The organism is Nocardia sp. bgisy118, from assembly GCF_057708605.1.
Genome location: NZ_JBYISM010000007.1, coordinates 1 through 18,644, shown reverse-complemented (window position 1 = coordinate 18,644; position 18,644 = coordinate 1). Strand labels below are relative to the sequence as shown.

The 18,644-nt window shown below is 68.2% G+C and carries 20 protein-coding genes and 1 tRNA gene; 10 read left to right on the top strand and 11 right to left on the bottom strand.

Annotated elements, in window-relative coordinates; translation table 11 throughout:
* Positions 1 to 34 precede the first annotated feature (34 nt).
* A tRNA-Gly gene (locus AC3EO7_RS10860) sits at positions 35 to 105 on the bottom strand.
* A 126-nt stretch (positions 106 to 231) separates the two neighbouring features.
* Complete coding sequence (locus AC3EO7_RS10855) at positions 232 to 1,716, bottom strand: FAD-dependent monooxygenase (protein ID WP_431968180.1); 1,485 nt, start codon at positions 1,714 to 1,716, stop codon at positions 232 to 234.
* A gap of 69 nt (positions 1,717 to 1,785) precedes the next feature.
* Between AC3EO7_RS10855 and AC3EO7_RS10850 the strand changes: the two genes are divergently transcribed.
* Positions 1,786 to 2,457, top strand: a complete 672-nt coding sequence (locus AC3EO7_RS10850) for a TetR/AcrR family transcriptional regulator C-terminal domain-containing protein (protein ID WP_435591108.1) — start codon at positions 1,786 to 1,788, stop codon at positions 2,455 to 2,457.
* 12 nt (positions 2,458 to 2,469) lie between these two features.
* Here the strand turns inward: AC3EO7_RS10850 and AC3EO7_RS10845 are convergent, their stop codons facing one another.
* Entirely contained in the window at positions 2,470 to 2,973 is a 504-nt protein-coding gene (locus AC3EO7_RS10845) for an SRPBCC family protein (RefSeq protein ID WP_435591107.1), read from the bottom strand.
* On the bottom strand, positions 2,919 to 3,647 hold the full coding sequence (locus AC3EO7_RS10840) for a phosphatase PAP2 family protein (protein ID WP_435591106.1): 729 nt from the start codon (positions 3,645 to 3,647) through the stop codon (positions 2,919 to 2,921). Before AC3EO7_RS10840 ends, AC3EO7_RS10845 begins: the two co-directional genes overlap by 55 nt.
* A 120-nt stretch (positions 3,648 to 3,767) precedes the next feature.
* On the opposite strand from AC3EO7_RS10840, the gene dcd reads away from it, so the two are divergent.
* Complete coding sequence (gene dcd / locus AC3EO7_RS10835) at positions 3,768 to 4,367, top strand: dCTP deaminase (protein ID WP_431968172.1); 600 nt, start codon at positions 3,768 to 3,770, stop codon at positions 4,365 to 4,367.
* 115 nt (positions 4,368 to 4,482) lie between these two features.
* Here the strand turns inward: dcd and AC3EO7_RS10830 are convergent, their stop codons facing one another.
* Positions 4,483 to 4,932 carry a hypothetical protein gene (locus AC3EO7_RS10830; protein WP_431968170.1) on the bottom strand — a complete coding sequence of 150 codons (450 nt, stop codon included), beginning with the start codon at positions 4,930 to 4,932 and terminating at the stop codon, positions 4,483 to 4,485.
* Between the two features lie 277 nt (positions 4,933 to 5,209).
* On the opposite strand from AC3EO7_RS10830, the gene AC3EO7_RS10825 reads away from it, so the two are divergent.
* The 3 genes from AC3EO7_RS10825 (at position 5,210) to AC3EO7_RS10815 (ending at position 9,686) form a co-directional block, all read left to right on the top strand.
* Positions 5,210 to 6,547, top strand: a complete 1,338-nt coding sequence (locus AC3EO7_RS10825; protein ID WP_488186266.1) for a helix-turn-helix domain-containing protein — start codon at positions 5,210 to 5,212, stop codon at positions 6,545 to 6,547.
* Positions 6,548 to 6,590: 43 nt separating this feature from the next.
* The gene (locus AC3EO7_RS10820; protein WP_431968166.1) at positions 6,591 to 7,838 is read left to right on the top strand and encodes a pyridoxal phosphate-dependent aminotransferase; all 1,248 of its coding nucleotides are present in this window, start codon (positions 6,591 to 6,593) and stop codon (positions 7,836 to 7,838) included.
* 570 nt (positions 7,839 to 8,408) lie between these two features.
* A complete protein-coding gene (locus AC3EO7_RS10815) occupies positions 8,409 to 9,686 on the top strand; it encodes a YibE/F family protein (RefSeq protein ID WP_431968164.1) in 1,278 nt (425 codons plus the stop codon).
* Positions 9,687 to 9,893: 207 nt separating this feature from the next.
* Here AC3EO7_RS10815 and AC3EO7_RS10810 read toward each other — a convergent pair whose 3' ends face one another.
* Both AC3EO7_RS10810 and AC3EO7_RS10805 read right to left on the bottom strand, forming a co-directional pair.
* On the bottom strand, positions 9,894 to 11,321 hold the full coding sequence (locus AC3EO7_RS10810; protein ID WP_488186265.1) for a DUF7159 family protein: 1,428 nt from the start codon (positions 11,319 to 11,321) through the stop codon (positions 9,894 to 9,896).
* Between the two features lie 146 nt (positions 11,322 to 11,467).
* Entirely contained in the window at positions 11,468 to 12,790 is a 1,323-nt protein-coding gene (locus AC3EO7_RS10805; RefSeq protein ID WP_435591104.1) for a UDP-glucose dehydrogenase family protein, read from the bottom strand.
* Between the two features lie 141 nt (positions 12,791 to 12,931).
* Between AC3EO7_RS10805 and AC3EO7_RS10800 the strand changes: the two genes are divergently transcribed.
* The 3 genes from AC3EO7_RS10800 (at position 12,932) to AC3EO7_RS10790 (ending at position 14,259) form a co-directional block, all read left to right on the top strand.
* Positions 12,932 to 13,468: a YdcF family protein gene (locus AC3EO7_RS10800; RefSeq protein ID WP_431968158.1), complete on the top strand. Its 537-nt coding sequence runs from the start codon at positions 12,932 to 12,934 to the stop codon at positions 13,466 to 13,468.
* 129 nt (positions 13,469 to 13,597) lie between these two features.
* Positions 13,598 to 13,855, top strand: a complete 258-nt coding sequence (locus AC3EO7_RS10795; protein ID WP_431968156.1) for a hypothetical protein — start codon at positions 13,598 to 13,600, stop codon at positions 13,853 to 13,855.
* On the top strand, positions 13,852 to 14,259 hold the full coding sequence (locus AC3EO7_RS10790) for a type II toxin-antitoxin system VapC family toxin (protein ID WP_431968154.1): 408 nt from the start codon (positions 13,852 to 13,854) through the stop codon (positions 14,257 to 14,259). Before AC3EO7_RS10795 ends, AC3EO7_RS10790 begins: the two co-directional genes overlap by 4 nt.
* Here AC3EO7_RS10790 and AC3EO7_RS10785 read toward each other — a convergent pair.
* Positions 14,246 to 14,554 (bottom strand): hypothetical protein, encoded by a 309-nt coding sequence (locus AC3EO7_RS10785; RefSeq protein WP_435591103.1) that lies wholly within the window; start codon positions 14,552 to 14,554, stop codon positions 14,246 to 14,248. The two genes, AC3EO7_RS10790 and AC3EO7_RS10785, sit on opposite strands and share 14 nt — an antisense overlap.
* Before the next feature lie 224 nt (positions 14,555 to 14,778).
* On the opposite strand from AC3EO7_RS10785, the gene AC3EO7_RS10780 reads away from it, so the two are divergent.
* Together AC3EO7_RS10780 and AC3EO7_RS10775 are read left to right on the top strand one after the other, a co-directional pair.
* On the top strand, positions 14,779 to 16,008 hold the full coding sequence (locus AC3EO7_RS10780; RefSeq protein WP_435591102.1) for an acyl-CoA dehydrogenase family protein: 1,230 nt from the start codon (positions 14,779 to 14,781) through the stop codon (positions 16,006 to 16,008).
* A complete protein-coding gene (locus AC3EO7_RS10775; RefSeq protein WP_435591101.1) occupies positions 16,008 to 17,156 on the top strand; it encodes an acyl-CoA dehydrogenase family protein in 1,149 nt (382 codons plus the stop codon). Before AC3EO7_RS10780 ends, AC3EO7_RS10775 begins: the two co-directional genes overlap by 1 nt.
* 13 nt (positions 17,157 to 17,169) lie before the next feature.
* On the opposite strand, the gene AC3EO7_RS10770 is transcribed toward AC3EO7_RS10775, so the two are convergent.
* The 3 genes from AC3EO7_RS10770 to AC3EO7_RS10760 all read right to left on the bottom strand — a co-directional run.
* Positions 17,170 to 17,739, bottom strand: a complete 570-nt coding sequence (locus AC3EO7_RS10770) for a PIN domain-containing protein (protein ID WP_435591100.1) — start codon at positions 17,737 to 17,739, stop codon at positions 17,170 to 17,172.
* Positions 17,739 to 18,260 carry an excisionase family DNA-binding protein gene (locus tag AC3EO7_RS10765; RefSeq protein WP_431968146.1) on the bottom strand — a complete coding sequence of 174 codons (522 nt, stop codon included), beginning with the start codon at positions 18,258 to 18,260 and terminating at the stop codon, positions 17,739 to 17,741. Before AC3EO7_RS10765 ends, AC3EO7_RS10770 begins: the two co-directional genes overlap by 1 nt.
* Positions 18,261 to 18,386: 126 nt before the next feature.
* A partial coding sequence (locus AC3EO7_RS10760) for a hypothetical protein (RefSeq protein WP_435591099.1) occupies positions 18,387 to 18,644 on the bottom strand: 258 nt, incomplete at its 5' end.

Genomic DNA, 18,644 nt, shown 5'->3' with positions numbered 1-18,644 from the left:
CAGACAACCTGCTGGTCAGGGCCTTATTTTGCTGAGCCGATGACGGGAATCGAACCCGCGCTGTCTGCTTGGGAAGCAGAAGTTCTACCATTGAACTACATCGGCACCGCGCGTAGACGCGTCCGCGACTCTATCAGACCGAGCCCTGGGCCGGTCAACTTCCATTCTGCCTCTTCGGCTACGTCCATGGGCGGCCGCGATCCAGGTACGCGCCGCCCGGACGGTGGCGGGTCAGTGGGTGGCGATCGGGGTGGTCCAGTTTCGGAGGGCTTCGGCGAGGCCGTCGGTGGTTCGGTCGTCGGTCGCCCAGGCCGTGTAGCCGTCGGGGCGGATGAGGAGGGCCGTGGGGCGGGGGATGTCGCCGACTCCAGGGACCGACCAGTGCGTGGCGTGGCTGCGAGCCAGGACGGAGTCGAGGTGACCGTTGCTTTCGGACGCGGTCGGCGACGTGTCGTCGAGGCGGAGCAGGACCGGGCGGGCGGGGCGGAGCAGTTCGTGGACGCGGGTGGGGCCGTCGGCGGTGACGAGGTCGACGTCCGGGACGCGGCGTCCGGCGAGCGGGTGGTCGGAGCCCGTGTCGTAGCGGATGTCGAGGGCGGTGATCATGTGGCCGAGTCGATGACGGACGTCGTCCAAGGTGATCAGGTCGCCCATGATGTCGCGCAGGGCGTCGGTGTGCGGGCCGGGGCGGGAGAGCGCGGTCTGCGCGCGGGTGTTGTGCAGAACGCGGGCGGCGACCGGGCGGCGTTCGGCCTCGTAGGTGTCGAGCAGATCGTCGGCGGCGTCATCGCGCAGCGCGGCCGCCAGCTTCCAGCCCAGGTTGACGGCGTCCTGCACGCCGAGGTTGAGACCCTGTCCGCCGGCGGGGTAGTGGATGTGGGCGGCGTCGCCCGCGAGGAACACGCGTCCGGCGCGGTAGCGGTCGGCGTGCCGTGCGGCGTCGCCGTAGTGCGATACCCAGCGGGGGCTGTGCATGCCGAGGTCGGTGCCCGCGATCTCGGTGAAGTTGGCGCGGAAGTCGTCGAAGGAGAGCGTCGCGCCGCGCTCGAGGACCCGGTCGTGCCGTTGCACGACGAGCCGGTACCAGCCGGGTTGCAGCTGCACGGCGGAGAAATCGCCCATCCCGCGGCGGTGGCCGAAGAATGGTTCGGCGGGCGGGTCGGCCAGCTCCACGTCGGCGATCATGCCGGTCATGGTCGCCTCGGTGCCGGCGAAATCGATCCCGGCGAGCTTGCGGACCGCGCTGCGCCCGCCGTCGCAGCCGACGAGATACGCGGCGCGCATGCGACGGATTCCGTTCGAGCCGCCGATCTCGATCTCGACGCCGGACGCGTCCTGCCGGTATCCGGTGATCGGCGCATCCCACCGCACGGTGACGCCGAGTTCCGCTGCGCGGCTTTCCAGTTCGCGCTCGATCAGGGACTGCGGGATGACGAGCGTGAACGGGTAGCGGGTCGCGTAATCGCTGAAGTCCAAGGGAATCGCGGCGAAGTGCCCGACCTGCCGCGGATGGCCTTGCTCGAGCAGCCCGTCGAGCAGGCCGCGCTGATCGAGGACCTCCATGGTCCTGGCGTGGATGCCGCCCGCCCGGGATTCGCCGGTCCGCGCGGGCAGTGCGTCGAGCACGACGACCTCGAGACCGAGGACGCGCAGTTCGCACGCCAGCATCAGGCCGGTCGGGCCGGCGCCCGCGATCACCACATCGGTCGTGTCCATGTCATCTCCTTAACAACGTTAAATCCTTAACGTTGTTAAGGAGACCAGGAACATTGTTAAGCTGTCAAGGTGTCGAACAAATCCGGTCAGACCAAGCTGGACGCCGAAGTGATCGCCGTGGCCGCGCTCGCCCTGCTGGACGAGGTCGGGCTCGACGGCCTGACCATGCGGAAGGTCGCCGCGGCGCTGAATGTGCAAGCGCCCGCGTTGTACTGGCATCTCGCGAACAAGCGCGAGTTGCTCGACGCGATGGCGCGGGCCGTCTTCGTTTCCGCGGTCGACGGCATCGAGGCGCCGCGTCGCGACGAGGACTGGCGGGACTGGCTCATCGCGTTGGCGAGCCGGTTGCGGCGGGCGATGCTCGGCTACCGGGATGGGGCGAAGGTGCTGGCAGGAACCTATATCGACGACGAATCAATGTGGCGCACAGTCGAATTGACGCTGCGGACGCTGGAGGACGCGGGGTTCTCGAAAACCCGAGCGGCCCGGGTCTTCCCGATCCTGCTGCACTACACCGTCGGCTTCGTCATCGAGGAGCAGGCGCGCTCCGACGACGCGTACGGCGACCGCAACCCGTACCTCCCCGAACGCCTCGCCGATGTCATCGACGCCCACCGCTACCCTCTCACCGCGCAACTGGTGACCGACGTCTTCTCCGGCGACACCGATACCGAGTTCACCGAGGGCCTACGCGTCATCCTCGCGGGTATCGACGCCGCGCGAGCGGATGCCGCCGACTGACCGCCTCGGGGGTCAGGATTCGCTTTCGAGGTCCGCTTTCAACCGCTCCAGCGTCCGGCGGATGTTCCCTCGCTGGAACTCGGCGAACCCCGGCTTGCCGGTGGCGATGCGGTCGAACCACAGCGTGGGCCGGTCGGGCCAGCCGCGGCGGTCGTCGGTCCAGATCTCGGTGATCCTGGTGCCCTCGGGAACAGCCTCGAAGCGGTACTCCCAGCTGGCGACGGCGACCGGGAGGACCGGCTTGCGCAGACCGTAGCGCCGGACCTTGAAGGCGAAGCGCGCGCCGCGGTCGGCGGCGGTGATCTCGCAGCCCGTCGACCAGCGCACGCCGCGGCGCAGATTGGTGCCGACGAACCGCAGGCCGACGCGGACCGGTGCGCCGGGCTCGGCCAGTACCGCGCCGGTGTTCTCCGGACTCCAGCGGTGGATCCGGGTGACGTCGCTGACCCGGTCGTAGGCCGTCACCGGGTCGATCGCGACGACGATGCTGTCGGAGACTTGCTTTGTTCGCGGCACGAATCGACTGTAGCGGCGGCCCGCGAACGCCAGGTCGGGTAGCGGAAGACGGCCAGGCACAGCAGGATCCACAGCGCTCCGAGGGACCAGCCCGCGAGCACGTCGGTGGGCCAGTGCACGCCCAGGTAGACGCGGGAGGCGCCGACCGCGGCGACGAACAGGACGGCGACCAGTGCCACGCCCGCTCGGACGATCGGCCGCCGGATCAAGGGGATGAGCACGATGGCCACGATCCCGACGACCACGAACGTGCCGGTGCTGTGCCCGGAGGGATAGGACAGGCTGTTCTCGACGGCGAGGTGATCGGCCACCGGCGGGCGTTCCCGGCCGACCAGTCGCTTCGCGATCACGACGATGAGACCGGCGCCGAGGGCGGTCACGGCGACGAGCGCGGCGCGCATCCGGTCGCGCACGCGCAGCAGCGCCGCGCAGACGATCACGGTGAGGATCGTCATGGACAGGGTGTCCCCGCAGTTGCTGACCATCCGCGCGGCGGGCGTGAGCACCCCGTTGCGGTTCTCGACCGCCCAGCCGGAGACCTCGGGATCCATCGTGGCCAGCCCGCTGCTGTCGAGAACATTGCGGGTCAGCACGGTGATGAATGCCGCGAGGAGCACGCCGAGCGCGGCGAGCGACGGCACCGTTGGCACCGTCCTGCGGGGATTCGAGGTCACTGGTCCTAGGTTGCCCGCTTGCGCTGAGAATTAACTGAAGACCAGCGAAGAATGCGTCGCCGATCCGGCCCTCCCCCGTGCGCCCGAACGGCCCGATCGGCCGGACGCTACGCTCGTGCCGTGTTGCTTTCCGATCGTGACCTCCGCGCGGAGATCGCCGCTGGGCGTCTCGGGGTCGAGCCGTTGCTGGAGAGCCTGATCCAGCCGTCGAGTATCGACGTTCGCCTGGACCGGATGTTCCGCGTCTTCGACAACACCCGCTACACCCACATCGATCCCGCGCAGCGCCAGGACGAACTGACCAGCCTGGTCGAGCCCGCGCCGGGCGAGCCGTTCGTGCTGCACCCCGGCGAGTTCGTGCTCGGCTCGACGCTGGAGGTGTGCACGCTGCCGGACGATCTGGCCGGGCGACTGGAAGGCAAGTCGAGCCTCGGCCGTCTCGGCCTGCTCACGCATTCGACGGCGGGCTTCATCGATCCCGGTTTCAGCGGCCACATCACGCTGGAACTGTCGAACGTCGCGAACCTGCCGATCACCCTGTGGCCGGGGATGAAGATCGGCCAGCTGTGCCTGATCCGGTTGACCAGCCCCGCCGAGCACCCGTACGGCAGCGCCGTCGCGGGCTCCAAATACCAAGGTCAGCGCGGACCGACTCCCTCGCGCTCCTACCTGAACTTCCCGCTGCCCGCCGACGTGGTGGACGCCGCCGAATCGCGGTAGCCGACGCGGGTTCGCCTGGCGCGCACGACGACCCACGACCGAATCCGCCCCGCCGACTGCCAGGAAATAGGGGCGGATTCGGTCGCACTGTCGGCGACGGGGACCGACGACGCATTCAGTCCCCGCCGCCCGCTCCGACCGCGAGCGCCGTCGTCACCACGGCGGACAGCGGTGGGAGCGTGTCGCCGCGGCTCGGCGGAGTAACCCAGAAGCACCCTTCCCGGGTCCACCGGCCGAGCCCCGTCGGCAACATCACTGCACTGCCGATGGCAGGTATCCCGATATCGAGACGATTCAGCACCTCCAGTACCTGCGCGCCGGGACGGCTGTCCGGCTCGGCCAGGAAGCTCCAGCGGATCTGCCTGGCCAGCATGGGACCCCTCGTCCCCTGCTGTTCCAGTGCCGCCCTGACCTTTTCGGCCCGGGCCGTCGGCAGGTGAACGACACAGACCCGGCCGCTGATCGGCAGCATCACGAAACCGCCACGCTCGGTGACGGGTAGCCCGTACTCGTACCGGTAGAAGGACACCCAATCCTCGACTGTCCTGAGTTTCTCCACGTTCACGGCCAACTCCTTGCCTCCTGCTACCAGGGTCGGGCCAATGACCGCGACGCGGCATCGCCCCCATGCGCGCCTTCCACTGCCAATCCGCTGCCTTTGACCGAGGGAAGCTCGCTCGCGCGGGTGCGCGAGGCGCGAAAAGCCAATAGCAACTGCGAATTGTGTGTGGCCGTAGCCACAAAGCCCTCGTACCCTGGATGAAGGTTCGTGCGGAAGGGATGACATCGTGGTCCGGCACTGGTCAGGTAAAGAGACCCGCGCCCTTCGCGATGCCAAGCGGATGAGCATCCGGGAATTCGCGGCGCATCTCGGTGTCCACGAACGCCTGGTGTCCAAATGGGAGGCGGGGGGCAACCGAGTTCATCCGCGCCCCGTCAACCAAGCCGCGCTCGATACATCCCTTGCCAGGTCCGACGATGTTGTGCGGGCACGGTTTTCGGCGCTGATCGGCGATCCGCCGATCGATGGACCTGCCGCCGGTTTCGACACGCGTTCCGCTGCGGGGACGCGTGCCAGTTATTCGAGCGACGCGGACCTTCTTGCTCTCATAGACGCCGGTGCGATGAGAGGTGATGCGTTAGCAGCGATTTCGGAGAGGGATCTGATCATGGCGGCTGCCCACGAGGCCAGCGAACACGCAGGCCGGGCCGAGAGCACCAATGTGGGTGCGACCACGTTGGAACAGCTCGACGCCGATGTCACGCGCATTGCGAACGATTACGTGCACATCCCGCCGGTTCCGATGATGGTGGAGATGCTTCGGGTTCGGCGCCGGGTGTATCGACTGCTGGAGGGTCATCAGCGGCCGACCGACACCAGTCACCTCTATCTGCTCGCGGGCACGCTGTCCGGCCTGCTCGCGAACGCGAGCACCGACCTCGGCTACCTCGACGCGGCGGGTGAGCAGGCCAGAGCGGCCTGGGCCTACGCCGAGCTATGTGGCCACAACGGGCTACGTGCCTGGACCCGCGGCATGCACGCGCTGATCGAATACTGGTCGGAGCGCCCGCGCAGGGCGGTGCTGCTCGCGCAGAGCGGGCAGGATTTCGCCGATTCGGCGACCGCGAAGGTGCGGTTGCTCAATATCGAGGCCAGGATCTGGTCCAAGATCGGCAGCGACGCCGACACCGATCGCTGCATCCGGGCCGCCGACGACGCGCGCGAGCTGGCCACGACCGACAACCTGCACGACGAGGTCGGCGGCGTCTTCGGTTTCCCCGACGCGAAGGCCCAGTACTACGCGGGCGCCACCTACATCCATCTCGGCCAGGCCGAGCCCGCGCTGGCCGCCACCGAACGCGCCATCCATATCTATGCCAACGGCCCGTCCGAGAAACGCTCCTACGGCGCCGAGGCGCTGGCGCGGGTGGACTGCGCGGCCGCGCATCTGATCAACGGCAGCCTGGACGGCGCGACCGAGGCGCTGAACCCGGTGCTCGGCTTGGCCGAGGACAAGCGCATCGCCCAGCTCGAGGAGCGGCTCACCGGCGTGCGCCGACGGATCGCCCAGCCCGCGTTCCGCGACGCCGTCGAGGCCCGTTTCCTGGACGAACGCATCGAGGAGTTCTGCGGGGCGACCGCAGCCAAGGGCATCCCGCCTGGGCATTCCGCACCCTGACGCGATCGATCGACCCCTTGTGGGGGGATGGCACCATGGGACGGTGAGCCCAAGCCATCTACCCCACCGCCCGCCGCGCGTTCTGGAGCAGTCCACGAAGCTACAGAACGTCGTCTACGAGATCCGTGGACCGGTACACGCGCACGCGGCACGGCTGGAGGCGGAGGGCCACCGCATCCTGAAGCTGAACATCGGCAATCCGGCGCCGTTCGGTTTCGAGGCGCCCGACGTGATCATGCGCGACATCATCGCGGCGCTGCCCTATGCCCAGGGCTACTCCGAATCGAAGGGCATCCTGTCGGCCCGGCGCGCCATCGTGACCCGCTACGAGCTGGTGCCCGGCTTCCCCGAACTGGACGTGGACTACGTCTACCTGGGCAACGGCGTCTCCGAGCTGATCACGATCACCATGCAGGCGCTGCTGGACAATGGCGACGAGGTGCTGATCCCGGCGCCGGACTATCCGCTGTGGACGGCGATGACCAGCCTGGCGGGCGGCACTCCGGTGCACTACCTGTGTGACGAGTCCAACGGCTGGCAGCCCGACGTCGCCGACATCGAAGCCAAGATCACCAGCAAGACCAAGGCGCTGCTGGTGATCAACCCGAACAACCCGACCGGCGCGGTCTACTCGGCCGAGGTGCTCCAGCAGCTGGTCGACCTGGCTCGCAAGCACCATCTGCTGCTGCTCGCCGACGAGATCTACGACAAGATCCTCTACGACGATGCCAAGCACATCTCGCTGGCCACCCTCGCGCCCGACCTGCTGTGCCTGACCTTCAACGGACTGTCCAAGGCCTACCGGGTCGCCGGATACCGCTCGGGCTGGCTGGCCATCACCGGCCCGAAGGATCACGCCGCGGGGTTCCTGGAGGGCATCGATCTGCTCGCCTCCTCCCGACTGTGTCCGAATGTGCCCGCGCAGCACGCGATTCAGGTCGCACTGGGCGGACATCAGAGCATCGAGGATCTGATCCTGCCCGGCGGGCGGCTGCTCGAACAGCGCGATGTGGCGTGGGAGCGGCTGAACATGATCCCGGGTGTGTCGTGCGTGAAGCCGAAGGGTGCGTTGTACGCGTTCCCGCGGCTGGATCCGAATGTGTACGAGATCTACGACGATTCGAAGCTGGTCCTGGATCTGCTGTTGCAGGAGAAGATCCTGATGGTGCAGGGGACCGGTTTCAACTGGCCCGATCACGACCACCTGCGAATCGTCACGCTGCCGTGGGCCAGGGACCTCGCGGTCGCGATCGAGCGCTTCGGCAATTTCCTGGCGAGCTACCGACAGTGATGTGCGTCGCGGGACTCTGAGCCCTAATCGCCCTGCTTCTGGGCCTAAAACATACCGAATGTATGGATAGAGGCGAGTTTTGAAGACCCGCTAGCGCAAAAGTGCAACTTTTGTGTACAGTGGCTCTTGGCACTTCGAGTGCCCGGTCGGGTTGCCTACCCCCCCTGGGCAACCTGGCCTCGGGTTCGGCCGCCTACCCCCCTGGGCCGCCGGCCTGCGGGCGGCGGAGACATCCCCCTGCTCTCCGCCGCCCCCCGGCCCGCCTCTCCGCGTTTCAGGCCAGACTCAGGTGTGTGGTGATTTGCGTTGGCGGCCGGCGGTAGGTACCTGGGTGGAGTCAGCCCGTACCCGGTGAGTTACCCGGCTCTTGCGAGATCAGTTGTTGCGTCTCGATGGTCCCGTCCGTTGTGTACCGGTGGTGCTTGATGGGCAGTTGTGTGCCCGTGGTGCTTGGCGACCTGATCTTGAAAACGACATCCTTTAAGCTCGGCACCGCGTAGCTGCCGCGGGTCAGCCGCTCCTGTCGTCCGGCACGAGCACCCGGGGCCACGACGGAGAAGTAGGAGCCCGGTGACCGACCACCATCATCATCATCACGATCACTCCGGACCGATCGCGATCGGCGCCACCGCCGCCCGCGTCGTGGTCGGGTTGCTCACCGTCATCGGTGTGCTCACCGTCGTCGCCACCATCGCGCTGTGGCCGAGCAGTCAGCACGTCGCGATCCCGCTGCCGATGCAGAGCGCGGGCGGCGGCGCGGTGGAGACCGAAGCGGGCACGGTCGTCGCGCAGGACGTCGGGCCGTGCGGCAGTCCCTCCATCGGCAAGGTGTTCGCCGACAAACCCGAGCCGCCGCGCACCAACGCCTACACCTGTCAGCGCAGCCTGATCACCATCGAAACCGGTCCGCACCAGGGCAACAAGACGCTGCTCGAAATCGCCCCCGGCCCAGGACAACCCGATCTGCGCGCCGGTGACGACATCCGTCTGGTCCGGCAGACCGATCCGACCGGCACCCCGCTGTACTCCTTCGAGGACTACGCGCGCGGACTGCCGCTGACCCTGATCGTGATCGCCTTCGTCGTGGTGATCATCGCGGTGGCGCGCTGGCGCGGCCTACGCGCGCTGCTCGGTCTCGGGTTCGCGTTCGCGGTGCTGGTGATGTTCCTGCTGCCCGCGCTGCTGGACGGCAAGCCCGCGATCCCGGTCGCGCTGGTGTCCGGGTCGCTGATCCTCTACGCCGTGCTGTATCTGGCGCACGGTGTCAATCTCCGCACCAGTTCGGCGCTGCTCGGCACGCTGACCGCGATGCTGCTCGCCGCGGCGCTGTCCTGGCTGGCGATCGAGATGACCCAGCTCACCGGCCTTTCCGAGGAGCAGAACACCAACGTCGCCACGTATCTAGAGCACGTCAGCATCACCGGCCTGCTGCTGGCAGGCTTCATCATCGGCTCGCTCGGTGTGCTCAACGACGTCACGATCACCCAGGCCTCGGCCGCCTTCGAGCTGGCCGCCCTGGACGAAACCGCGTCGCGCCGACATGTTTTCGCCGCGACCATGCGGGTCGGCCGGGACCACATCGCCAGCACCGTCTACACACTGGTGCTCGCCTACGCGGGTGGCGCGCTGCCGTTGCTGCTGTTGTTCAGCGTGGCGGGACGCTCGATTCGCGACGTGCTCGCCGGTGACGCGGTCGCCATCGAGATCGCGCGGTCGGCGGTCGGCGGTATCGCGCTCGCCCTCTCGGTGCCCTTGACCACCGGCATCGCGGTGCTGCTCGCCCGGCCGTTCGGCAGTCACAAGCCCCCGGCGCCCGCGCCTCGCCATGGGCGGCACTCGCGCGGTTGACGGCGATCGTGCTCGTCGCGGGCGCGGTGACACTGTCCGCGCCTCGCGAGGGGTGGCCTGCGTGGGCCGACTCGCGTCTCGGCGGTCGGCATGCCTCCGGTGGCAGTTGCGGGTGGACGTCGTGCCGGGGTCCGTTCTGTTCCCGCAGCGACGCCGAGCGCCGCTGAGATCGGGCCGATGCTCGACCAGCTGCACCAGGAGTGCTCGTCAGCGCTGAGGCGGCGGTGGGAAGGGGAAGACCTCGGGCGGGATGGTCGGCACCACGATCGGTGGGAGACCGGGGACCACAAAGGTGTTCGGGCCCTGGCTGGGCGGCGGCTGCGAGCTGGTCGTCTGCCTGCGCGGCGGCGGGGCGGCGACCGACTCCTCGGTCTCCGTCGTGGTGGCGGGCGCCACCGCGATCTGCGGATCGAGGGTGGTGGTGCGCGGCAAGCCGGTCGGCGAGATCGACGGCGAGCCCTCGCTGCTGTGTGAATCCCGTTCCAGCACCTGGGGTCCGTAGCCGAGGCCGAGGCCGATCGCGGCGACCACGGTCAGTGCGCTGACGGTCAGCACGGCGCCGTTCAGTTCGCGCTTCTCGCGGCGGCGCGGGTTGGCGGCCAGCCAGTCCGGCGCGAGACCGTCGATGTCGTCGAAGTCGTCCGGCTGCGCCGCCTTCGGCCGCTTCGGCCGACGCTTGGGCGGCGCGGACAGCCAAGCGGGCGAGAGATCCTCGTCGCCGTAGCCGCCGGCGGGTGCCTGGCTCGGGGCCGGGACGGGATGAGCGACCGGAGCCGCGGGGCGGACCGGCCGGGCGAGCAGCGCGGCGCCGCGGGCGATCACCGTCTCGGGGCTTTCCGGCACGATGACCGGCACGCCCATCCAGCGCTCGAGCACCTTCCCGATCAGCGGGATTCGCGCGCAACCGCCGATCGCGAGCACACCGTGCACCGGGCGGTCGGAGCGCACGATCACATCGCGTGTCATCCGTGCCGACGACTCGATGGCCAGCATGATCAGCGATTCGAAGTTCTCCTGCGCCAACAGCACCAGGCCCTGTTCGCTGGGCAGCGCAACCGCGGTATTGCTCGACAGCTGTTCCTTGGCCTCGCGGCACAGCGCGTCCAGCGCGGCCAAGCCCGCCGGGTCCTGCGGGTGCGCGATGCGGCCCGAGGCGATCTGCTGTTCGCGGATCAGCGAATCCAGGTAGTCACCGCTGATATCGCTGGTGCGCTCGCTGTGCCTGACCTCCCTGGTCTGGGTGTCGACCACGCTGACCGAGAGCCCGGTGCTGCCGAGGTCGTAGACGACCAGCGAGGAGATGCCGCGGATATCGCCGGTGGCCTGGGCGAATTCGAGCGCGGCGAAGATCTCGGGCACCAGCTCGTAGTTGGTGACCTGCTGTCGCGCCATCGCGGCGCGCACCGCCCTGGCCTGCTGTTCGCTGCGGTAGGCGATCGCGGTGGCGCCGATCTGATCGGTCGCCAGGGTGACGCCGATCGCCTCGGCGACCAGCTCCTCCGCGCGGTGCTCGGTCACCGGGACGGTCTGGAGATCGTAGGCATCAGGCGTGACATGACCGGGGGGATTTCCGGGGTGTGGTCGCGCCATACGGACAGCGCCGGCCCCCACCGAAACCCCCAGTACCGAACTCATCAGCTGCCCATCTCGTTTCACGCTTCACGACAAAGCGAGCTCGCGTCGTCATCGACGCGAACCGCTCCCGGGACCCTACCGGCGGCGCTCAGTCGCACACGAGGCAGGCGGGATCGGGTGATCCAGCGCGGCCTCGCCAGGCAACTCTACGGTGTGCCGAGTCCGGCGTACACCCATCCCGCCTCTCTCCAGGTGGCACGATTGAGACAGTTTCGGCCGTCGATGATCGACCTGCCGCGCACCACCCGATCCAGATCCTCGGGGCGCAGCGCGGTGAACTCGTCCCACTCTGTGAGCACCAGCACCACGTCGGCGCGGTCGCACGCCTCGGCCACCGAAGTCGCGTAGTTGAGGGTGGGGAAGACGCGGCGCGAATTCTCCAGCGCCTTCGGGTCGTACACGGTCACCACCGCCCCGTGCAACTGGATCATGCCCGCGACGTTCAACGCGGGGGAATCGCGCACGTCGTCGGACTCCGGTTTGAAGGCCGCGCCGAGCACCGCGACATTGGCGCCGAGCAGCGAGCCGCCGCACGCCTTGGCCGCCATGTCGACCACCTTGGTGCGACGGCGCATGTTGATGTTGTCGACCTCGCGCAGGAACGCGACGGCGTGATCGGCGCCCAGCTCACCGGAGCGGGCCATGAAGGCCCGGATGTCCTTGGGCAGACATCCGCCGCCGAAACCCAAGCCCGCGTTGAGGAATCGGCGACCGATGCGCGCGTCGTAACCGAGCGCGTCGGCGAGCACAGTGACGTCGGCACCGGTCGCCTCGCACACCTCGGAGACCGCGTTGATGAACGAGATCTTCGTCGCGAGAAAAGCATTCGCGGAGACCTTCACCAATTCGGCCGTGGCCAAATCGGTCAGCAGGAAAGGGACTTCCGCGGCGATGAGATCGGCGTAGATCTCGCGGACCAAATCCTCGACCCAGTCGGCATTCTCGCGAGCGCGGTCCACGCCCAGCACCAACCGGTCGGGACGCAGCGTGTCCTGTACGGCGAAACCCTCGCGCAGGAACTCCGGATTCCACGCCACCTCGACCTCGGCGCCTGCCAGCTTCCGTGCCCGCGCGCCCAGCGCCACGGCCGTGCCCACCGGAACGGTCGACTTGCCGACGAGCACGGAGGGGCGCTCCAGCATCGGCGCGAGCGTATCCACCACGGCGTGCACGTATTTCAGGTCCGCGGCGTACTCCCCCTTCTTCTGCGGCGTGCCGACGCCGAGGAAGTGCACCTCGGCGTGGGCGGCGGCCTCCGGATAGGAGGTGGTGAACCGCAGCCTGCCCGCATCCAGATTCCGGCGCAGCACCTCCTCGAGGCCGGGCTCGTAGAACGGCACCACGCCGTCGGACAGCTTCGCCACCTTGCCCGGATCGACGTCCACCCCGATCACGTCGTGCCCGAGCTCGGCCATACACGCGGCGTGCGTGGCCCCCAGGTACCCGGTTCCGAAGACTGTGCATCGCATGATCGATTGGTAAGCCCCGACGATGGCCACGCCACGTCAGCGAGGCAAGGGTCACGGCAACAGCAGGTGTACAGGTGGAAACAGCCCCGGGCCGACGGCCGTGACCTGCGGTGATGCGGTGCCCGCATACCATCGGAAGTCGTGCGACGACGTTCGGTGACCCGTGCCGTGATCGGCCTTGCCGCGGTGCTCGTCCTCGTGGTGGTCGCGCTGTGGCCGGTCTACGTCCGGCCTCGCACCGACCAGCCCGCGACGGCCGACGCGATCCTGGTCCTCGGCGGCGCGCGCGACGGCCGCGAGCAGCTCGGCCTGCGCCTTGCCGCGGAGGGCTACGCGCCGCGGGTGCTCTTCTCCGACCCCTACGAGTACAGCGCGACGATGAACCGCATCTGTCACGGCGGGTACCGCTTCGAGGTCATCTGCTTCGACCCGTCCCCGCGCACCACCCGCGGCGAGGGACGCGAACTCGCCCGCAGGGCGCGCGCCGAAGGGTGGCGCCGCGTCATCGTCGTCACCTTCACCCCGCACGTCTCCCGCGCCCGCTACATCATCGGAAAGTGCTGGGACGGAGAACTTCTCTTCGTCGACCCCCAACCCGACCTCTCCGTCGCCCGCTGGGCGTACGACTACGCCTACCAATCGGCGGGGTACACGCGGGCATTCTTCGAAGACTGCTAGCTGACTGATGAACCCGGACCGTGCGAGGTCAGCTGCCGAACACCTCTGATTCCGAGCGGAGGTCAGCCAGTCGATCACGCTGTTTCCCTGTAGGCCTTTGCGAGGAGGATCGCTGGTAGGATAAGTCTTATGAGTGAGAATACCGGGAAGTATTCGATCACCATGCCGCGCGACATCGCGGACGCCGCCCGTGCTCGCAGTGGGCCTTCCGGGTTCTCCAGCTATGTGGCCGCCGCTGTGGCCCGGCAGATCGAACGGGACAACCTTAACGAGATCATCGCGGTCGCCGAGGCGGAACACGGGCCTGTCACGGAGGAAGAGGTCCAGGCACTCCGCGATCAGCTTCGGCAAGTGCGAGCAGCGCAGCGTGAGACGAACGTGGCATGAGTGCGGCGGCGCCTGGCGGAACGCTCGTTCTGGACAGTGAGGGTCTGTCCAAAGCTGTTCTGCGGGACCGTGCGATAACCAGCTGGCTCGCGCTGGCCCGGGCAGACGACCTGCGTGTGATCACTTCGGCGGCGACGATCGTCGAAGTGATCCATCCGCGCATAAAGCGCCCGGCCTTGGAATGGATACTGTCCCGCCTGGTTGTCGAGCCGATCACCGAGGAAATCGCTCGCCACGCGGCCACCCTCCTGGGTCAGGCGGGTCTACATGGCCACAAGCACGCCATCGACGCGATGCTCTGCGCTACTGCCCTCTCCGCTCCAGGGCCAACCACAATCCTCACGTCCGATCCGGACGACCTCACCGCCTTGTGTGGAGCGAAGGTCACGGTCATGAAAGTGTGACCGAGTTGGGCGATCGACGGGTCACCGTACCCGCTGGATCATCGATCAGACCGAATTCATCGACTACGGAATCGATTGTGTCGGAGCCGATATGGCCGTCGAGGCCGGTGTCGGCGGTGGTCAGGTCCAACGCCTCCCGGTGTCCGTCGTCCAGGGCGAATGTGGCGGTCGGAGCAATCCACGCTGATGGCTCGTCCAGGGTCGAACGATGGGCGCGAAAGCGCCGGACTCGGGCACGCCGAGCCGCCAGGTAGAGCAGATCATTGATATCTGCGCGGCGGAGGCGATGCATCATGCGCGTCCGTTCCGAGGATGCGATCCAGTTGCCGCAGACCCGTCGCACGGTTCGCAGACGTCATATCTCTTGTGAGGCGTGTGGAACCTCTGCGGGGACGCGGGTGGGGCAACTGCGGGCGGGTTGCTTCAGTTTGATTTCGGGATGTGGGTGGGCTTACATTGGGGGCGTGTTGGCCGGTGGCCAATAGTGGTGCACCGTGGCATACCCCGCCGGGAGGACAGATGGATTACGACTGGTCAGCGGCCGATCTGGCCTTTCGGGACGAGGTGCGGGGGTTTCTGGACGCGAAGCTGACGCCGGAGTTGCGGCGAGCGGGGCGGCTGGCGACGAGCGTGTACCCGGACCACGAGGCCAGCACGGAGTGGCAGCGGATTCTGCACGAGCGCGGATGGGCCGCGCCGCACTGGCCGGTGGAGCACGGCGGGTGTGATTGGAGCCTGACCCAGCACTACATCTTCAGCAGGGAGTCGACGCTCGCGGGCGCGCCGACGCTCTCGCCGATGGGGATCAGGATGGTCGCGCCCGCGATCATCGCGTTCGGCACGCCGGAGCAGAAGGCTTTCTATCTGCCGCGCATCCTGACCGGTGAGATCTTCTTCTGCCAGGGATATTCGGAACCGGAGGCGGGCTCGGACCTCGCCTCGCTCAGCATGGCGGCCGTCGACGACGGCGACGATTTCGTCTGCACCGGAAGCAAGATCTGGACCACCCACGCCACCGAGGCGAACTGGATCTTCTGCCTGGTGCGCACCTCGCGCACGGGAAAGAAGCAGCAGGGCATCACCTTCCTGCTCATCGACATGACGACCCCGGGCATCGAGATCCGCCCGCTGGTGATGACCTCCGGCGAACAGGTGCAGAACCAGGTGTTCTTCGACAATGTGCGGGTGCCGAAGAGCAATGTGCTCGGCCGCGTCGATGACGGCTGGACCGTCGCGAAGTACCTGCTCGTGCACGAACGCGGCGGCGCGGCGGCGCCGATGTTGCAGGTCATGGGCCAGGAGCTGGCCGAGGCGGCGGCGCGGCAGCCGGGCCCGGACGGCAACCCGCTGATCGACGACCCGAGCTTCGCCACCCGATTGGCCGACGCGCGGATTCGCACCGAGGTGCTGGAAGTGCTGGAGTACCGGACGATTTCGGCGATGGCGCAGGGCAAGGACCCGGGCCCGGCGTCCTCGATGCTGAAGATCCTGGCGACCGAACTCAGCCAGCAGCTCACCGAACTCGCGCTGGATGCGGCGGGTCCGGCCGGACGCGTCTACCAGCCGCACGCCACCGCGCCGGGCGGGCCGATCGCCGAATTCGCCGCTCCCGCAGACGGTTACCACAGCGGAGCGGACTGGCAGGCCGTCGCGCCGCTGCGCTACTTCAACGACCGCGCGGGATCGATCTACGCGGGCAGCAACGAAATTCAGCGAAACATCCTCGCCAAAGCAGCATTGGGGCTCTGATGGACTTCACACTCACCGAGGAGCAGCAGCTGCTGCGCGATGCGGTCGCCGGATTCCTCGGCGTCCGCTACGACTTGGAGAAGAGCAGGGCCGCCGCCAAATCGGCGCAGGGCTGGCAGCCCGCCGTCTGGCGCGGATTCGCCGACGAGCTCGGGATTCTCGGCGCGACCCTGCCCGAACGGGTCGACGGGATGGGCGGTAGCGCAGTCGAATTGATGGTCATCGCCGAGGAGCTCGGCCGGGCGCTGGTGATCGAGCCGTTCGTCGACACCGTCGTCGTGGGGGCCGGTCTGCTGGAACGGTCAGGTGGTTCACGCGCCGACGAGGTGCTGCGCGGCATCGTCGCGGGCGACGTCCGCACCGCGTTCGCGGCGCTGGAACCCAGCTCGGGGCAGACGCTGCACGATGTCGGCACCCTGGCGCGACGCGACGGCGATTCCTGGGTGCTCGACGGCGCCAAGTGCGTGGTGACCAGTGCGCCGCTCGCGACGCACCTGCTCGTCGCCGCCCGCACCTCGGGTGAGCGGCGCGATCGGGCCGGAATCTCGTTGTTCCTCACCGAATTCGATGCGGCGAACCCGCCCGCCGGAGTCGAGGTGCACTCCTACCGCACCATCGACGACCGTGTCGGATCCGATCTCGTCCTCACCGAATTCCGGCTCCCCGCCGACGCGCTGCTCGGCGCCGAGGGCGCGGCATGGGACGTCATCGAACCCACCGTGGACGCGGCGATCGCCGCGATCTGCGCCGAAGCGGTCGGTTGCCTGCGCAAGGTGCTCGCCGACACCGTCGAATACGCCAAGCAGCGCCAGCAATTCGGCGTGCCCATCGGCAGTTTCCAGGCGCTGCAACACCGCATGGTCGACATGTACATGGAACTGGAGCAGGCCATCGCGGCATCCCACCTCGCCGCCCACGCCCTCTCCGCCGCCCCCGCCGACCGCGCCCGCGCCCTCTCCGCCGCCAAGGTCACCGTCGGCCGCGCTGCCCGCTTCATCGGCCAGAACGCCGTCCAACTCCACGGCGCCATGGGCATGACCGAAGAACTCGCCATCGGCCACTACTTCAAACGCCTCACCGCCCTGGAACGCGAATTCGGCACCACCGACTACCACCGCGCCCGGTACGCGCAGCTGACCAGGCCGTAGTCGGCGGCGCGGATCAAGCGCCGAGCATCAGTTCGACGGCCTCGTGCATCTTGTAGCGGGTGGCGAGGATGTCGAGAAGTTGATCGACCGTCTGCGGTGGGTCGCGGTGACGCGATGAGATCTGTCGGATGGCGGCCAGGGCGCGGACCGGGTCGACAGCGCAAGTGTTCGCGGCGAACTCGGCGGCGCCGCCGACCTGCAAGCCGGTCGGCATCAGGTGCGACGGGAAATGGCGCACGTTCTCGGTGACGAGGGCTCCGGCATTGCTGACGACCGCCGCCGCGGCGACGTGCTCGTCGTCCGGATCGGGCAGACCGAACGAGCCTTCGAGCGGTTCCCAACCGCATACCAGCGCGTCGTCGAAGGCGCGCGTCATCACCGCGAGAAGACCGGATGCTCGCCGTTTCGCGGTCTGCGGATCCGTGCCGCGGCGGACGAGCTTGCGCTCCTCGTGAAGTTCGAGTTCGGCCAGGATGGCGTCGTTCCAGAGCGGCCGGTAGAGGTTCTCCACGGCCAACGACAGCAGGAAGTCGCGCTGCAGGCTCGGCCAGAGGACGCAGGTGTCCAGCACCGCGCCGAACATCAGCCGCGCCGTCTTCGCGCGACCTCCTTGCGAATCTCGCGTAGCTGAGCGCGCACGGCATCCGGATCGTCTTCGTCGTCGAGCTCGACCGAGCTCGCGGCGAGAGCCTCGTACTGCCGCTTTCGGCGCTCGTCTCGGTAGGCGAGGACATCGGTCAGCAGGACGCGGCGGCGGGATCCGGTTCGCTCCGCTGGGATTTCGTTCGCATCGATGAGACGCACCACGGTCGGCCGACTCACGCTGAGCAGGTCGGCGGCTTGTTGAGTGGTCAGCGTCATGCTCTGCGGCGCGACGGTGACGGCCTTGCCCTCGCGAAGTGCCGCGACGACCTGGACCAGGACGCGGTGCACCGATTCAGGCACCTCGACCTGGTCGTGCTCGTCCGCGCCGACCAGCAGATACCGGGGGCGAATGCGGTCGCCGCGACGCGATTCGTGGGCCGCGAGGAAGCTCACGACGGGGGCTAGTTCCTCAGTCGGCTCAGGCAGGTAGGTGTGCTGTTGCAAGGCTTCGGACGACATCTACGTGGCCTCCTTTCAAAGGAAGCGTAACGCGTTTCGAATTTTTCGCATAGCAACTCTTCGAAAGCACTCGGCCCGGGTTCTGATCGAACCCGGGCCGAGGCTTGTGTTCAGTTGGGAGCCGCGTCAGTTCTTGCGGCCGGGGGCCTTCGCACCCGATTTGAAGCCGAGGCCGCCCGGCTTGGCGGCCGGGGGTGCGGCGACGGAGCCGTTGCCGGAGGTGCCGTTGGTGGGCTGCTCCGGTGCGGGTTCGGCGGGGGCTTCCGCGGCGGGGGCCGGGTCGGCCGGAGCCGGCTCGGCGGGGGTCGAGGTCGCGGCGGCGCCGGGGGCCTTGGGGCCGGGGCGTTTGAAGCCGGACTTCATGGCCAGGCCCTTGGCGGCGAC

What these genes read in the sequence shown, in the direction of transcription:
- AC3EO7_RS10855 (WP_431968180.1), bottom strand. Translation starts at nt 1,716, where the DNA reads ATGGACACGACCGATGTGGTGATCGCGGGCGCCGGCCCGACCGGCCTG.
- AC3EO7_RS10825 (WP_488186266.1), top strand. Translation starts at nt 5,210, where the DNA reads ATGAGCATCCGGGAATTCGCGGCGCATCTCGGTGTCCACGAACGCCTG.
- AC3EO7_RS10810 (WP_488186265.1), bottom strand. Translation starts at nt 11,321, where the DNA reads ATGAGTTCGGTACTGGGGGTTTCGGTGGGGGCCGGCGCTGTCCGTATG.
- AC3EO7_RS10805 (WP_435591104.1), bottom strand. Translation starts at nt 12,790, where the DNA reads ATGCGATGCACAGTCTTCGGAACCGGGTACCTGGGGGCCACGCACGCC.
- AC3EO7_RS10795 (WP_431968156.1), top strand. Translation starts at nt 13,598, where the DNA reads ATGAGTGAGAATACCGGGAAGTATTCGATCACCATGCCGCGCGACATC.
- AC3EO7_RS10790 (WP_431968154.1), top strand. Translation starts at nt 13,852, where the DNA reads ATGAGTGCGGCGGCGCCTGGCGGAACGCTCGTTCTGGACAGTGAGGGT.
- AC3EO7_RS10785 (WP_435591103.1), bottom strand. Translation starts at nt 14,554, where the DNA reads ATGATGCATCGCCTCCGCCGCGCAGATATCAATGATCTGCTCTACCTG.
- AC3EO7_RS10780 (WP_435591102.1), top strand. Translation starts at nt 14,779, where the DNA reads ATGGATTACGACTGGTCAGCGGCCGATCTGGCCTTTCGGGACGAGGTG.
- AC3EO7_RS10775 (WP_435591101.1), top strand. Translation starts at nt 16,008, where the DNA reads ATGGACTTCACACTCACCGAGGAGCAGCAGCTGCTGCGCGATGCGGTC.
- AC3EO7_RS10770 (WP_435591100.1), bottom strand. Translation starts at nt 17,739, where the DNA reads ATGTTCGGCGCGGTGCTGGACACCTGCGTCCTCTGGCCGAGCCTGCAG.
- AC3EO7_RS10765 (WP_431968146.1), bottom strand. Translation starts at nt 18,260, where the DNA reads ATGTCGTCCGAAGCCTTGCAACAGCACACCTACCTGCCTGAGCCGACT.